The 14,685-nt window shown below is 62.0% G+C and carries 14 protein-coding genes; 10 read left to right on the top strand and 4 right to left on the bottom strand.

Features of this window, described 5'->3' with window-relative positions; genetic code table 11:
- Positions 1-47: 47 nt before the first annotated feature.
- The 8 genes from cpaB to HX823_RS26170 are packed head-to-tail and all read left to right on the top strand — an operon-like array spanning position 48 to position 7,469.
- Positions 48-992, top strand: coding sequence for a Flp pilus assembly protein CpaB (gene cpaB / locus HX823_RS26205; protein ID WP_177077419.1), 945 nt, complete (start codon positions 48-50; stop codon positions 990-992).
- A gap of 19 nt (positions 993-1,011) precedes the next feature.
- A complete protein-coding gene (locus HX823_RS26200; RefSeq protein ID WP_038843750.1) occupies positions 1,012-2,229 on the top strand; it encodes a type II and III secretion system protein family protein in 1,218 nt (405 codons plus the stop codon).
- Positions 2,226-3,419, top strand: a complete 1,194-nt coding sequence (locus tag HX823_RS26195; protein WP_038843752.1) for a pilus assembly protein — start codon at positions 2,226-2,228, stop codon at positions 3,417-3,419. The genes HX823_RS26200 and HX823_RS26195 overlap by 4 nt, the downstream gene beginning before the upstream one ends.
- On the top strand, positions 3,416-4,687 hold the full coding sequence (locus HX823_RS26190) for a CpaF family protein (RefSeq protein ID WP_016977022.1): 1,272 nt from the start codon (positions 3,416-3,418) through the stop codon (positions 4,685-4,687). The genes HX823_RS26195 and HX823_RS26190 overlap by 4 nt, the downstream gene beginning before the upstream one ends.
- A 10-nt stretch (positions 4,688-4,697) precedes the next feature.
- Positions 4,698-5,579, top strand: coding sequence for a type II secretion system F family protein (locus HX823_RS26185; RefSeq protein WP_038843755.1), 882 nt, complete (start codon positions 4,698-4,700; stop codon positions 5,577-5,579).
- A gap of 1 nt (position 5,580) precedes the next feature.
- Entirely contained in the window at positions 5,581-6,468 is an 888-nt protein-coding gene (locus HX823_RS26180; protein ID WP_038843757.1) for a type II secretion system F family protein, read from the top strand.
- Between the two features lie 10 nt (positions 6,469-6,478).
- Positions 6,479-7,189: a tetratricopeptide repeat protein gene (locus HX823_RS26175; RefSeq protein ID WP_038843758.1), complete on the top strand. Its 711-nt coding sequence runs from the start codon at positions 6,479-6,481 to the stop codon at positions 7,187-7,189.
- Positions 7,190-7,199: 10 nt separating this feature from the next.
- Positions 7,200-7,469 (top strand): DUF3613 domain-containing protein, encoded by a 270-nt coding sequence (locus HX823_RS26170; protein ID WP_038843759.1) that lies wholly within the window; start codon positions 7,200-7,202, stop codon positions 7,467-7,469.
- Positions 7,470-7,472: 3 nt separating this feature from the next.
- Here the strand turns inward: HX823_RS26170 and HX823_RS26165 are convergent, their stop codons facing one another.
- A complete protein-coding gene (locus HX823_RS26165) occupies positions 7,473-8,261 on the bottom strand; it encodes a response regulator transcription factor (protein WP_038843760.1) in 789 nt (262 codons plus the stop codon).
- Positions 8,262-8,387: 126 nt separating this feature from the next.
- Complete coding sequence (locus tag HX823_RS26160; RefSeq protein ID WP_038843761.1) at positions 8,388-8,837, bottom strand: prepilin peptidase; 450 nt, start codon at positions 8,835-8,837, stop codon at positions 8,388-8,390.
- A gap of 72 nt (positions 8,838-8,909) precedes the next feature.
- On the opposite strand from HX823_RS26160, the gene HX823_RS26155 reads away from it, so the two are divergent.
- Both HX823_RS26155 and HX823_RS26150 read left to right on the top strand, forming a co-directional pair.
- Entirely contained in the window at positions 8,910-9,353 is a 444-nt protein-coding gene (locus tag HX823_RS26155) for a TadE/TadG family type IV pilus assembly protein (protein WP_038843763.1), read from the top strand.
- Positions 9,350-12,079, top strand: a complete 2,730-nt coding sequence (locus HX823_RS26150) for a PAS domain-containing sensor histidine kinase (RefSeq protein WP_177077417.1) — start codon at positions 9,350-9,352, stop codon at positions 12,077-12,079. Before HX823_RS26155 ends, HX823_RS26150 begins: the two co-directional genes overlap by 4 nt.
- Here the strand turns inward: HX823_RS26150 and HX823_RS26145 are convergent.
- Together HX823_RS26145 and HX823_RS26140 are read right to left on the bottom strand one after the other, a co-directional pair.
- Positions 12,064-14,013, bottom strand: coding sequence for a pilus assembly protein TadG-related protein (locus HX823_RS26145; RefSeq protein ID WP_038843767.1), 1,950 nt, complete (start codon positions 14,011-14,013; stop codon positions 12,064-12,066). The two genes, HX823_RS26150 and HX823_RS26145, sit on opposite strands and share 16 nt — an antisense overlap.
- A gap of 104 nt (positions 14,014-14,117) precedes the next feature.
- A complete protein-coding gene (locus tag HX823_RS26140) occupies positions 14,118-14,675 on the bottom strand; it encodes a DUF4136 domain-containing protein (protein ID WP_038843769.1) in 558 nt (185 codons plus the stop codon).
- Positions 14,676-14,685: the final 10 nt, after the last annotated feature.

The following is a 14,685-nucleotide window of genomic DNA, read 5'->3' as shown; positions in this document are numbered from 1 at the left end:
ATTCGGATTAAACGGGTGTGCAGTGCAACGGGAAAGGGAGAGCCGTCATGAACAGTCGCATCAGCATGGTCCTGGCTGGCTTGCTGCTGGTCGGGGCATTGATCGCCGGGTACTGGGGGCTCGTTCTGAGCCGCGCACCGGAGCCTGTCGCAGCCCCAGTAGCACCTGTCGTTTCCGTTGATAACACTGTCGCTGCCGTGGAAGACCAGACTCGCCAACCGGTGGTAGTCCTGGTGCATGACGTGCCCGCCTTTATGCCCCTGACCGCCGCCGACCTGGGCGTAGAAAAACTGCGCACCGCGCCCGCCGGCAGCCTGACCCAGCTCGATCAAGCCATCGGCCGCATCCCCATGCGCACTTTGGGCGCAGGCACCTGGCTTACCGAAGAAAGCTTCAGCAACGGTGGCCCGCTCGCACGCATGATTCGCCCGGACGAGCGCGCGCTGGCCGTGGCGGTAGATGAGGTGAGCGGCGCCGCAGGTCAGTTGACGCCCGGCGATTACGTGGATGTGCTGCTGTTCCTGCGCCAGGATGTCAGTAACGCTGAGCAGTCGGCGCAGATCGTGCTGCCAGCCATGCGCCTGCTCAGCGTCGGTGACCAGTTGGGTCTGGCCAATGATGGCAAACCTGCTGTTCCTCCTCCGGTCACGCCTGAGGAACGTGCACAAGCCGCCCAACGCCGAACCGGCGCACGCACCGTGGTGCTGGCTGTGCCGGAACCTCTGTTAAGCCGCCTGATGCTCGCGGCGCAAGCCGGTGTATTGCGCCTGGCCGTACGCAGCGCCGAGGAACAACTGCTCAGCCGTTACTGGGCCGGCGAAAGCGACGCGCCAGAGAGACTGGAAAGCGCCAACCGCGACCTCTACCAATTTACCCAACTGGCCCTGACCGGCCCGCCCAAGCGCGTCGCCCAAGCCACCACCGCTGGGCCTGGCGTACGCCGTGGCATTGAAGTGATTCGCGGCGCCCAGGCGGCGCCACAAACTCCGTGATTGAGCAAGGATGCCTTGAATGAGCCATCGCTACGCACCCCTGTTCACGCAAATGGCCTGGGCTCTGATGCTGTCGAGCCTGCCGGTCGGAATGGCCCTGGCCGCCCCGGGAAATTGCAGTGCCCTGGGCCAGTTGCCCGCCGTGGTCGAGGTGGGAGAAGGTCTGCAACAAGAGCTGCAATCGCCAGTGGCAATCACACGCCTGGCCATCGGCGACCCGAAAATCGCCGATGTGCGGGTCAATGGTGACCGCAATTTCCTGCTGACCGGTGTCTCGTCCGGCGCCACCAGCCTGATGGTCTGGACCGCCTGCGCCAGCGCGCCGCGCCAGAGCATGGTGTTCGTCAAGGGCAAGGCGACGTCGGCGTTGACCAGCTTGTCGCTGTCGCCGTCGGAAGACCCGTTATTGCCCAGCCAGGTGCAGACGGATATCCGCTTTGTGGAGGTCAGCCGTACCAAGCTCAAAGAGGCCAGCACCTCGATCCTCGGCACCGCCAAAAATGCGTTTTTCGGCAGCCCTAACTTGCTGTTCCCCACGCCCACCACCCAGGCCCTGGCGGTCAGCAGCACCAACTTCAATATCGGTTTTGGCGGCGGCCGTGTGTCAGCCATGATCAACGCGCTGGAACGCAGCGGTTTTGCCTATACCTTGGCACGACCCAGCCTGGTGGCCATGAGCGGCCAGAGCGCAACCTTTCTCGCCGGTGGCGAGGTGCCGATCCCAGTGCCCAGCGCCGGCAGCGACACCATCTCGATCGAGTACAAAGAGTTCGGCATTCGCCTGACCCTGACCCCTACCGTCATTGATCGCAATCGCATCACCCTCAAGGTGGCGCCGGAAGTCAGCGAGCTGGACTACAGCAACGCGGTGCAGATCGAAGGCATCCAGGTGCCGGCCCTGACTGTCCGCCGAACCGACACCAGCGTCTCCCTGGCCGATGGCGAAAGCTTTGTGATCAGCGGCCTGATCAGCACCAACAATCGCTCCAGCATCAGTAAGTTTCCGGGGCTGGGCGATATCCCGATCCTCGGCGCTTTTTTTCGCGACTCCACCATCAGCCGCGAAGAAAAAGAATTGCTGATGATCGTTACGCCGCATCTGGTGCAACCGCTGGCGTCCAACGCACAACTGCCCTCCTTGCCGGGCGAAAAACTGCGCAACTATGACCCCAACTGGTACCGGTTGTTCTTCCTGGAAAATGGCAACTTCGACCGTCGTAGTGGACTTTCACAATGAGCGATAGCCTGAGCCAGACCTTTCTCGCCATCACCCGCAACACCACTGACCTGGAGTGGCTGCAGGGCGCCCTGGCGCCACTGGGTCAAGTCGTCAGCGCCGGTACCGGCAGCCTCGACGAACTGCTCGCATTGGTGGACGTGACCTTCGCCAACCTGGTGTTCGTTGGCCTGGACCGCGAAAACGTCGTGGCCCAGAGCGCGCTGATCGAAGGCGCCCTGGAAGCCAAGCCGATGCTCGCCGTGGTCGCCCTGGGCGACGGCATGGACAACCAGCTTGTGCTCAACGCCATGCGGGCCGGCGCCCGCGACTTCGTGGCCTACGGCTCGCGCTCCAGTGAAGTGGCGGGGCTGGTGCGACGCTTGAGCAAGCGCCTGCCCACCGTCGCCAACAATGCACAACTGGGCGGTCTGACCGTGCTGTTTGGCACCCAAAGCAATGCCGACGGGGCGATGCTGGCAACCCACCTGGCGCTGGTCGTTCAGAAAAGCGGCCAGCAAACCCTGTTGCTCGACCTCGGCCTGCCACGCAGCGACAGCCTGGCCTTGTTGGGCCTGGAAAGCACGTTCAATTTCGGTGATGCGTTGCGGCATTTGCGTCGCCTCGATACCACCTTGATCAACAGCGCCTTCACCACCGCCCTGGACGGGCTACGCATCCTGGCCTATGCCACCGGTGACGAACCGCTCAAACTCACCAGTGCGGCCGAGTTGTTCATGTTGCTCAGTGCGTTGCGTCAGCACTTCCAGCACATCGTCGTGAACATTACCGGACAACCCGACAGCGAGGCGCTGCGCACCTTTGTCAGCCACTGCGACAAGCTGCTGTGGTGCACCGACCAGAGCGTATTGGACTGCCGCCGCAACCTGGCGATACTCAACCGCTGGCGCGAAAAAGGCATGAAACTCGATCACGCCAAGCTGGTGGTGGACCGCTACATCAAGGCGTGCGCCCCCGACACTGAAGCCCTGGAAAAAAGCTTCGGCCTCGAGTGCATCGCTGTATTGCCCCTGAGCGCCGAACTGCGCCTGAATGTGAAAAACCAGGGCCAGACCCTGTTTGCCCTGGCCCCGCGTGAACCTTTGACCCAAGCCGTGCGCACCTTGGGCGAGCGCCTGGCAAAACGCTCAGAGGGTTTGGCAAAACCGTCTATGCGCTGGTTTGAACGCTTCCTGGGGTCGGGACGATGAACGGCGAAAAACTGTTTGGTGGCCCAGCCCGCGCCGCGGGTGGCAACAGCGATCACGATGGCCTGAAGCTGGTGCTGCACCGCTACATCATCGACGCCATCGAGGAGTCGGGTAAAAACCTGCTCGAAGGCACGCGCCAGTCCCTGGCGCAATTTGTCATCGACAAGGTCTCCGAATACATCACGCGCATGCGCCTGGCGATCTCGCGTTATGAGATGGAGCGCCTGGCCGAAGAAATCGTCGACGAACTCACCGGTTTCGGCCCGCTGGAAGTGCTGCTACGTGACCCCTCGGTGACGGAAATCCTGGTCAACGGGCCACATCGGGTGTTTATCGAGCGCGATGGCTTGCTGCACCAAAGTGACCTGCGTTTCATCGACGACCACCACGTGGAGCGCGTGATGCAACGCATCCTTGCGCCGCTGGGTCGACGCCTGGATGAGTCCTCGCCGATGGTGGATGCGCGCTTGCCCGACGGCAGCCGGGTCAACGCGATCATCCCGCCGATTGCCTTGGACGGGCCGTGCCTGTCGATTCGGAAATTCCGCAAGGACATGCTCAAGAGCAGCGACCTTGTGGCCATGCAGACCATTGACCAAAGCATTTTCGAGTTCTTCCAAGAGGCCGTGGGCAAGCGCTGCAATATCCTGATCAGCGGCGGCACCGGCACCGGCAAGACCACCCTGCTGAACATCCTCAGCCAGTTGATCAACCCCCATGAACGCCTGGTGACCATCGAAGACGTCGCCGAGTTGCAATTGGGCCACCCGCACGTGGTACGCCTGGAAACCCGCCCGCCCAACGCCGAAGGCCATGGTGAAGTGCGCTCCAGCGACTTGATCCGCAATGCCCTGCGGATGCGCCCGGACCGCATCATCCTCGGGGAAATCCGTGGCGTAGAAGTGCTCGACGTGATGACGGCCATGAACACCGGCCACGACGGTTCCATGAGCACCGTGCACGCCAACAATGCCCAGGATGCCCTGCTGCGCCTGGAAACCCTGGTGGGGTTGACCGGTCGTGTGGTCGCGGAAAAAACCCTGCGCCAAATGATCTGCGCCGCGCTGGACGTGATCATCCAACTGACACGCATGCCCGATGGCCGCCGTTGCGTCAGCGAAGTGGTGGAAGTGGTCGGCGTGCGCGAAGACGTGTATGTCACCAACACCCTGTTCCGCCTGGACCGGCGCACCGGCTTCGGTTTCCTGCGTGAAGCGATTAACCCGGCCGGCGACAAACTGCGCCGTGAATCGGCCTTGCAATCCTAGGGAGCACCAGATGACCGGACCTGTGCTGCTCCTTATCTGCCTGTTGCTGATCATCCTGTCGCTTTGGCAGTTTCAGCACGGCCTGCGCAAGGCCCAGACGGACCGTGTGCTGGAACGTCTGGGCGACGGTCAGCCCGAAGTACAGGAAGCCAACACCAGCTGGACGGGCCTTGAGCGCATGTTTCAGCGTGCCGGGCTGGGCAAACCCACGGACCGCCTCGGCCTGTGGCTGAGCGCCTGGGTAATCGGCGCACTGCTGGGCTGGCTGCTTGCCGATGGGTTTGGCCTGATTGCAATGATCATCGGGCCGCCCCTGTTCCTGCGGGTGTACATCAGCTGGCGCTATCAACGCCGCGTGCAACGCATGGTCGAGCAACTGCCGCAGTTGCTCGACCACAGCGTGCGCAGCCTCAAATCCGGCAGGACCCTGGCGGACGCGGTACTGGGCGGTGTCGAGAGCGTTGAAGACCCGCTCAAGGATGCCATGGGTCGGGTGCAGCGCAATGTGCGCATGGGCGTCAGCCTGCCGGACTCGGTCAGCGACTTCGCGGAGTTCTACGAACAGGATGAATTCCGCCTCTTCGCCCTGGGCCTGAAGGTCAACCACCGCTACGGCGGCAATGCCAGTGAGCTGCTGGAAAACCTGATCAAAATGATCCGCGAACGGGAACAGGGCTCCCGTCAGCTCAGGGCGATGACCGGCGAAACCCGCATGACCGCCTATGTGCTGGGTGGGCTGCCGATCCTGATCGTGGGCTACTTCATCATGGTTAATCCCGACTACCTGATGACCATGTGGAACGACAGTACGGGGCGCATCATGCTGTTCAGCGCGTTGGCCATGGACATCTGCGGCACCTTGCTCATGTGGCGCATGCTGAGGAGTGTCTGAGATGGTGCTGCTGGCGTGCGCCTTGTTGTTGCTCGCCGCCTTGGTGCTGGTGGGCGGCCAGTTGCTTGAAAATCGCCGGCGTGATCGCCGGGTGGCTGAACGCCTGCAAGGGCGCATGGGCGCAGATGCCAAGCTCGGCACCCTCATGCGCCAACTCGGCGGGAGCACGCTGGCCCAACGTTCGATCAGCCTGGACAACGAGACCCAGGTGCTGCTCAACCGCATCGGTTGGCGCAAGGCCAGTCAACGCTCGTTGTTTGCGGCCTTTCAGATCGGCTTGCCCATCGTGCTCTTGAGCCTGGCCTTCCTCGGCCAACAGATTTTTTTCCCCGAAATGCACCCCGCCTGGATTGCGCCCGTGTTTGGCCTGGGTATCGGCTACCTCCTGCCTAAACGCGTGCTGGCCGCCGCCGCCAAGCATCGTCAGCAGACCATCGCCAAGGAAATTTCTACGTTCATTCCGCTGCTGCGCATCCTGTTCGAGTCGGGCATGGCGGTTGAACAGTCGCTGCGCGTCATGGGCACCGAAGCCCAACGCTTGCTGCCCCAACTCACGCACGAGCTGCGCCTGATCCTGGCACGGGTCGACTCCGGGTTGGAGCTGGGCGAAGAACTGGGCAAGACCGCGCGCTTGCTGGACGTGGATGAATTCACCGACACCAGCATCATCCTCCAACAATTGATCCAGCAGGGCGGCGGCGCGATGAAGTCCCTGCTAGCGCTCAAGCAATTGCTCGACGACCGGCGCCTGACTCGCCTGCAGGAATACATTTCAAAGATGTCGGCAAAAATGTCGGTGGTGATGATGGTGTTTCTGTTCCCCGCTCTGCTGATCGTGCTCGGCGGTCCGGCCTTTATCGGCATCGCCCGTGCATTGGCCCATTTTTGAGGAGGTGTTGATGAAAGTTCTGATTGCAGGCCTGGCCCTGCTGACACTCGGCGGCTGCGCCACCCATGGCCAATCACCCTGGGCAGCGTTGACCTCACCGGGCAGTTGCGCCAAACCGAGTTCGGAGCAGGAGTTGGCGCTCAACCTCTCCGATGACTTGGCCAATGAAGGCAAGCTGCACGCCAGCCTGGCCAACCTGGAAAGCCTGCCCGACGGCTTGCCTCAAGTGCGCCAGCGTAAGGCACGCAATTACCGCCTGCTCGGACGTAGCGAGGCAGAACCGTTGTACCGCAGCCTGCTCGGTACGTGCATGACCGCCGAAGGCGAGCACGGCCTGGGGCAACTGGCGGCTGCCAAGGGCGACAATGGCCTGGCCATGGCCCACCTGCAACGGGCGGCGCAGCTGGCGCCGACTGATGAAAAGATCCGGAATGACTTGGGCGTGGTGTACCTCAATCAACTGCGCATGGAAGAGGCCCGCTTTGAATTCATGACCGCCATCGAACTCAAGCAAGGCGATCCGCTGGCCGCCGTCAACCTGGTAACGCTGTTGATCTACCAAGACGATTGGGGGCAAGCGGCCAAGGTCGTCAGCCAGCTGGGCCTGAGCCGCGAGCAGGTCACCGATGCCCAGGCCCGCGCGGAAAAACTCAAGGGTGCCCGCACGCCGGCGCGCAAAGTCGCGACGGTCCGTGATGCCCTGCCGGTGACCCTCAAGTAAGGAGTGATCGATGAAAGCACATTACCTGATCGGCCTCGCGCTGCTACCGCTGGGCGCCCTGGCCATCGAACCCGGCCCGTCGTCCCCGCAGCAGGCGGAAACCGAGAACTGGATGGCCTTGCAGATCAACGGGCGGGCCGCTTCGCCGACGCCACAAAGGGCCACCCCCGCAGAACGGGAGCAGTCCTTGCAGCGCTGGTTGGACAGTCACAAGCATCCGATTCCAGAGTTTTTTGAATCGGAGTCGGGTGGGGGTTCCAAAGGCGGCAAGAGTCAATGACGCTCAGTGGGCGGTCACCCGCTGGCGCATCGCCGAGTTGCTCGGCGACAACGCCAGTGCCAGTTGGGTACGGTTATGCATATGCGTCAGGCGCAGCACCTGGGACACGTACAGCTTGACGGTATTCTCGGTGATCCCCAACTCGCAGGCGATCTGGTAGTTGGTCTGGCCCTTGCCCACCAAGCGCGCAACGTCCAGCTGGCGCGGTGACAGCTGATTGAAGATGGTCGGTATCTCCAGCGGCCCGGTTTCTTCAGCGGTCAGTTCGGCATCGTCCGCCAAGCCGGCGCCAGGGCTACGGCGCACTTTGTCGAGGTCCTGGTACAAGTCATTGATCGATTCGGAAAGGTACTGCAACTTCTGGTTCAGGTGCCCCAGTTGCAGCTCTTTCTGCCGCTCCTCCAATGCCGCTTCCTGGCGCTGGAGGCCTTCGAGCAACTCATCGAGATTGATCGGCTTCTGGTAGTAGTCCGAGATCCCCGCGCGCAGGGCCTTGATCACGTCCTGTTTGTCGGCCCGCCCGGTGAGCATGATGGCCTCGAACGCCCGTTGCTTGCCCGCCACCTTTTGCATGGCCTGCACCAGCTCGATGCCGTCCATGTCCGGCATGTGCAGGTCGCACAGCACCAGGCCGATCTCGGCGTCTTCGCTGAAGCGCTGCAAGGCGTGTCGGCTGGACTCACAAGGGACGCAACGGTAACCCCTGCTTTCAAGAAATTCGCAGAGCTCTTCCACGATCAATGGCTGATCGTCGACCACGAGCACTTTTACCGCCGAGGTAAGCTTGTTCACGCGTTACTCCATGCCTGGCCAGCCAAAAGATTGACCTATCCCTTTTAACGAAGATTCCTACACATCCACCCAATAAACGTAGACCTACTTTCCGACTATGTACATAGCAATAGAGGCCTTGTGCGACTAATGGATCCAAAGCCAGTACAGCGCAAACCCTGTCAATACAAATGGAGCAAAAGGCTGCTTTGTTGACGCTCCCGCAGGCTGTACCTTCCGGCGCGCGCTAAGCCTTTGACAGATAAGCACCCAGGCGCCCTGGAACACGGCGGCACCGATCAACGACCACAACAAAACATCCAGATTGCTCGCCAGGGCCAGCGCGCCCAGCAGCTTTACATCCCCCGCACCAAAGCGGCCCAGCGCGTACCCCGGCAAGGTCAGCAACAGCGCCACGGCAAAGGCCCAGCCGCCGTCCCCGGCGGGCGCCCCCAACCAGGTCGTGCCCGTCCACACCAGGTAGATCAACGCCAACAGCGCCGTCCCCAGGGTCAGGCTATTGGCGATTTGCCGTTGACGCATGTCCTGCAACGCACAGAGCCCCAGCCAGAGCAGTATCACCACGCTATGGATCACGTAAAAAACATCCCTTTTCTCTGAATGATTCTATGCTGATATCAAGTAGTAGCCGTCAGGGTAGACGCAGTCATGAAAACAGGCCTCCCTAGAAAGCAAAAAGGTGCAGCAGCGATTGAGTTCGCCCTGGTCTTCGGGATCTTTTTTGCGGTGTTCTATGGGTTGATCAGCTATAGCCTGCCGCTGCTGATGTTGCAGTCGTTCAATCAAGCAGCAGCGGAGGGCGTGCGCCAAGCCATGGCGGTGGACCCGGTAGCCGCCGGCACGGCCTACAACGCGCAGGTGACTGCACGGGCCAAAACCACAGCGTTAAACCAGTTGAAATGGATACCGGCCAGCTTCCGGTTTTCCGAAGACCTTGTCACCGCCACCTACAACAGCAACAAACTGACCGTCACCATCAAATACCCCACCAACCGGCTCTATTCAGTGTTCCCCGCGCTGGTGTTACCGGGCATCGGCACTGTGCCGAATCTGCCGGCCAACCTGTTGGTCAGTTCGAGTCTGCAACTTTGACCTCGGGGGACAAGCTTTTCGGGCGCCTGCTCGGCCGCAGCAGCGCGCCCGCACTCGATACTCCTGGCACGCCCATGCCGGGACTGCACCTGCAACTGGACGCTCAGGGCCATGTGCTGGGCATCAGTGGAACCCTGCGCTCACTGCTCGCCCAACATGACCCTCGCCCATTGCTGCGCGATTTGTTGTGCGCCAGCAGCGCGTTGAGCATCGAAGGCCATCCCGCCGACTGGCAACGCCAGAGCCTGGACCTGGACTTCCAGGGTAGCGCCGGCCAGATCCTGCACACCCGTGGCTGGATCGAGCCCCAGGGCGACGGCTGGAGCCTGCACCTGCAAGACGTCAGCGACTTGCTGGCCGGCCGGCAACTGGCCCAGCACCGCGAACAGAACCATCAGCTCGCCTGCCAGATGAGCGAACAGTTGCGGGCGTGCAGCCTGGCCCGCCTGCCCGAGGTGTTCAACGAACACCTGCGCAGCCTGGCCCAGCGCTGGCGGATCCCCTGCGTGGCCATGGCTTTGCTCGATGAAGAAAACCAGGGCTGGCGGATCTACAACAGCTACGCCGCCCACGATGCGCCCGCCTTATGGCAGACCGGCCAGTCACTGGGCACCAGCCTGGACAGCGCCAATGGCAACATGCCGTTGAGCCTGGCCCAGGGGCGCGGCGACAACCCGCGCGTGCAAGGCATTTTCGGCAATGCCGATGGATTCCTGGTGCCTTACCGTGACAGCCAAGGCGTCGCCGCCTGGTTGCTCTGCGGCTTTTACAGCGGCCAGCAGCACACCAGCGATCGCGACTGGCTGAACCTCACCGCAGCCCTCGCTGCCCCGTTGCTGAGTCGCTTGCGCGAGCAACGCTACCACCAACAGCTCGACCGCATGGAAGCCTTGCAAGGCCTGCTCGGTACCGGCTGGTGGGAACTGCTGCCGGCCACCCAGGAAATCCAGCTGGCCCCGCAATTGCTGCACAGCCTCAGCCCGGAGGACGGCCCAACCCGCCAGCCGCAGAGCCAATGGCTTGAACTGATCCACCCCGCCGATCGCCAGGCGCTCAACAGCCGCCTGAACGACCTGCAAGCCCTGGGCAAACCTCTGCTGACCAGCGTACGCCTGCAACGCACCGACGCAGAACAAAACCCCCTGTGGTATCGCGTTCAAGGCCAGGTGCTGGGCGTGGGCGATAACCGGCGCTGGATCGGCTTCATGCTCGACATCAGCGACATCAAGAACCAGCAACTGCAAGCCGCCGCTGCCCATGCGCGCCTGGACAACCTGATCGCCAGTTCACCGGCGGTGATCTACGTGCAGCGCTATGTCAGTGGCGCCCTGCTCCCGGCCTTCTTCAGCGACAGCCTGCTGCCGCTGCTGGGTTGGACCCTGGCCGACTGCAACCCCGACAGCCTGGCTTCACTGATCCACCCCGAAGACCGCGAACTGTACTTCGAGCGCAGCCGCCAGTTGCTGCGCGAAGGCAGCGTGCGCAGCCGTTACCGCCTGCGTGACAAACAGGGCCATTACCACTGGCTGCTAGACGAAGCCAAGCTGTTGCGCGATGACCTCGGCCTGCCGGTGGAAGCCGTCGGTCTGTGGCTGGATGTCACCGAGGCGACCCTGGCCGCCGAACAGATCAAACAGAGCGAAGAGCGCTACCGCATCCTGGTCGAAGACTCCCCGGCGATGATCTGCCGCTATCGCCCGGACCTGACCCTGACCTTCGGCAACACACCGCTGGCCAACTACCTGGAATGCCCGCCGGCGCAATTACCGGGGCTGAACCTGGGGCACTGGCTGTCCGACGAACAACGCCAGGCCTTTGTGCAACGCATCGCCCGATTGAGCCCGGAATTCCCGGTCAGCACCGCCGAAATCAGCCTGCAATTGCCCGGCCGCGAACATGCCTGGTGGGTGTGGTCGGACCGTGGTGTGTTCGACGAACAGGGCACGCTGGTGGAGGTGCAAGCAGTGGGTCGCGACAACACCGAAGTGCGCCGCTCCCAGCAGCAACTGACGCAAAGCGCCAAGATGGCCACCCTCGGCGAAATGGCCACGGGCCTGGCGCATGAGATCAACCAGCCGCTGAACGTGATGCGCATGGCCATCGTCAATGTGCTCAAGCGCCTGAGCAACGGCGATGCACAAGTTGACTACCTCACCGAAAAGCTCCAGCGCATTGATACCCAGGTACAGCGCGCAGCGCGGGTGGTGGACCACATGCGCGTGTTCGGGCGCCGCTCGGAAATCGAGCAACAGCCCTTCGACCCCTCACAGGCAGTGGAAGGCACCCTGTCACTGCTCGGCGAAGGCCTGCGCGGCAAGGGCGTGGATCTGCGCATCACGCCTGCGGACTTCACGGTGCAGGTCAAAGGGCATATCGACCAGCTTGAGCAAGTGCTGATCAACCTGATGGTCAATGCCCGTGATGCGCTGTTGAGCAAACGGGAAAAGGCTCCCGAGTTCCGCCCGTGGATCGCCGTGCATTGCGAGCATGACAGCGGGCATATTCGGATCTGGGTGGAGGACAATGGCGGCGGTATTGACCCTCGGTTGCTGGAGCGGATCTTCGAGCCGTTCTTCACCACCAAGCCGATTGGCGTGGGCACGGGGCTGGGCTTGTCGGTGAGCTACGGCATTGTGGAAAACATGGGCGGACGCCTGAGCGTCGCCAATGGGGAGCACGGCGCAAGGTTTTGTGTGGAGTTGCCGGTGAGTCAGATCACCAGGTAGGCGCGGCCCATGTGGCAACTGAGATTGGCGCCGACTTCGGCATTGCCCAGGCTGATGCCCAACGCCGAGAGCAAGGTGTTGACGATGGGGTCGAGTATCGGCGACAGCACGTTCTGCACAAGGCCCACCACCGAACTGATGATGGTCGCCAGCGCATTGGTAACGGTGCCGTTCGCCGGGTTGGGTGTGCTCCCGCCTGGCGGTACGTAGGTGACCTGCAGCCCCTTCAATGTATCTCCCAGGCTATAAAGGATATCGGCGGTGCCGGGTGCTTTTTTGTAGGTCGGCGTCGTGTTCATTTCGGCCACGGGTAAAAACAGCATCGGGTTGGTTTGCGCGGCCACGGTAGACAGCGCCTTCAAATTCAACCCCCCGCCTACACCCGCTGTACGCGGACCGCAGATCAGCGTCAGCACAATGCAATAGCGTTCGCCAAAGTCGATCAGCCTGACCGGTTGCACGGTGACCGGTGCCAGTGAGGAAAATGCGGCAACCGGGTCAACATAACCTACGCCCAATGTAGCCAGCGCGGTGGTGGTCTTTACCGTCAACGACTTGGTGGCAGGCGTGGCGCAGTTGTAGTCCGTGACAAAGCTTTGCGCACTGCCCGCCTCGATATAAATGGACAGTGTTTGAGTGATGTCGACGTCCGTGACATTGCACGCCACCAGGCACAAGACACCGCCGACCACCGCTGGAATATTCAGGTTCAAAAGACCGCTGACCACCTTCGACACCGGCGTACCCAGCCCGGAAAGGATCGACGTGACACCCGACACCACCTTGATGATCGGCGCATCAATCGTGACCAAGGTACGTACCTGGGCAGTTCGCACAAAGATCTGATCCGTCGGCGGGTTATTCAAAAGCCCCGCCTTGGCCTTGGCCGGATTGCCAATCGCCGACAACTGCGGTGGTTCGATGACTTTGGTCTGGATCGAAACGGTGCCGACCAGCGGGATATTGACCTTGGCTGCCGCGCTCACTGCGTTCTTGCTACTGGAGAGTTGCGCCACGGTTTCCAGCAACTGAAATAACTGAACACTGGTATTCAAGGCGGCCGCGGGCGTTCCGGTGGCGAGTTTCAGCAAGTCTCCCACCTTCAAAAGCTCGGTATCTGGCGCAATGGCTTTCACGGCAATCAAATCGTTGATGACCGCCGTGGCGACCGAGCCGTTTTTTTGCAGGACCGTCACGGCGGCATCGAGCAGTCGTCTGGCGGAGACAGCGGTGCTCAGAAGCGCGTCGTAGTCACCCGCCGTGACTTTCAATTCAATCGCCAATTGATCCAGATAACTGAGCAGATTCACGTTGGTCGTCAGCAAGCCATTCCAGCCCGCTGCCGTCAGCGACAGGCTACCGCCCAACAGATTGCCGATGACCATGTTCAGTAATGGGGAATTGGCCGAGTTCACAGAGGCCAGGCTGCTGCGAATCGTCAGTTGTGCCACCGGTGGCCCAGTCGCAGCCACGGCGGTGGCGCTCAAGTTCGTCCGGGTGGCGATCGGCGCGCCACTGAACAGGTTCCAGAGGCCGCTGGCGAGACTCGTCATGACGCTGCGGGTCGCAATGACGCGTACGGCGTCGTTCTTGGTCGCATCAACGGCAAACACGCGGATATTGCTGGCATTGGTGGTCAAGGTGCCGCAGGTCACAGCCAAACCCCGACTGTTGTCGCCAGCGACCACAGTGAAGCCGTTGCGCGCAGCGTTTTCCTTGGCGTAATCATTGGCCGTGGCGGTGGGCGTACACAGGCCGCCCCGACCGGCGGCTTCCAACGCAGCGGTGTCGGCGATCAATTGCAACCTGCGCTTTTCCAGGTAGAGGCGACCGCTGTCCACCGCCAGCAGCATAAACACCATGGCCACCGCCAGGGTGCCTGCCGCCATCAAGCCAATCGCACCACGTTGCCGGGAACCAAGTCGGGGAGACATCAGGCACTCCTTAGCACTTACTCTCCGTCGTTGGGTTGGAGTGTAGACAAGGCTTCGGGTGCGCGCTGGCCAGTCGCCACATTGGCGACTGGCGGAAGGTATTTCTAGTGCGGAGGGTAGCTGGCGAGGACGCGGGTGACGGTGGTGCGGATGGCTTTATCACGATCCTGGGGGTTGGGCGAGGTGGCCATCATCTGTTCGTCGCTACCGCGCCACACCAGCTTGCCGTCCTTGCCGTCGAGCAGGTCGATCTGGATGGTGGCGACTTTGTAGGTGATGTTGCGCGTTTCGTTGTACATCGGCGCGCCCCAATAGCCGTTCCATGGGCCGCCCCAGGCGCCGCCGTAGTTGGTGGTGACTTGTTGCTGGCGGTCTTCGACGATCAGGTAGGCCTGTACATTCAGATCAGCCTTGCTGCCCGGCGCCGCTGGGCGCAGGCCGCGCTGGTCGAGTTGTTCGCCCACGGCCTGGCGGATGCGCTGTTCGGTGAGGTCACTCTTGATGCGCGGATCATCCGGACGATATTGCAGCGCCGGGTCTTTCCAGGCCCAACTGCGGTAGGCACCGAAGTCCCGGCTGGCGTCAAAATCGTGGTTGACCTGGCTGGTCTGGCAACCGCCCAGCAGCACTGCAAAAGCAAGCATAGCGATACGACGAAACATGGTTTTTCTC

The organism is Pseudomonas sp. P7759 (assembly GCF_013386445.1).
In the GTDB taxonomy this organism is placed as follows: Bacteria; Pseudomonadota; Gammaproteobacteria; order Pseudomonadales; family Pseudomonadaceae; genus Aquipseudomonas; species Aquipseudomonas azotoformans_A.
Note: the sequence above shows the minus strand (reverse complement) of the source record. Positions and strands in the feature narration are given on the sequence as shown.

Bases quoted from the DNA above. Each gene is read 5' to 3' on its own strand.
- HX823_RS26180 (WP_038843757.1), top strand. From the start codon at position 5,581: ATGGTGCTGCTGGCGTGCGCCTTGTTGTTGCTCGCCGCCTTGGTGCTG.
- cpaB (WP_177077419.1), top strand. From the start codon at position 48: ATGAACAGTCGCATCAGCATGGTCCTGGCTGGCTTGCTGCTGGTCGGG.
- HX823_RS26155 (WP_038843763.1), top strand. From the start codon at position 8,910: ATGAAAACAGGCCTCCCTAGAAAGCAAAAAGGTGCAGCAGCGATTGAG.
- HX823_RS26175 (WP_038843758.1), top strand. From the start codon at position 6,479: ATGAAAGTTCTGATTGCAGGCCTGGCCCTGCTGACACTCGGCGGCTGC.
- HX823_RS26190 (WP_016977022.1), top strand. From the start codon at position 3,416: ATGAACGGCGAAAAACTGTTTGGTGGCCCAGCCCGCGCCGCGGGTGGC.
- HX823_RS26200 (WP_038843750.1), top strand. From the start codon at position 1,012: ATGAGCCATCGCTACGCACCCCTGTTCACGCAAATGGCCTGGGCTCTG.
- HX823_RS26195 (WP_038843752.1), top strand. From the start codon at position 2,226: ATGAGCGATAGCCTGAGCCAGACCTTTCTCGCCATCACCCGCAACACC.
- HX823_RS26185 (WP_038843755.1), top strand. From the start codon at position 4,698: ATGACCGGACCTGTGCTGCTCCTTATCTGCCTGTTGCTGATCATCCTG.
- HX823_RS26170 (WP_038843759.1), top strand. From the start codon at position 7,200: ATGAAAGCACATTACCTGATCGGCCTCGCGCTGCTACCGCTGGGCGCC.
- HX823_RS26145 (WP_038843767.1), bottom strand. From the start codon at position 14,013: ATGTCTCCCCGACTTGGTTCCCGGCAACGTGGTGCGATTGGCTTGATG.
- HX823_RS26140 (WP_038843769.1), bottom strand. From the start codon at position 14,675: ATGTTTCGTCGTATCGCTATGCTTGCTTTTGCAGTGCTGCTGGGCGGT.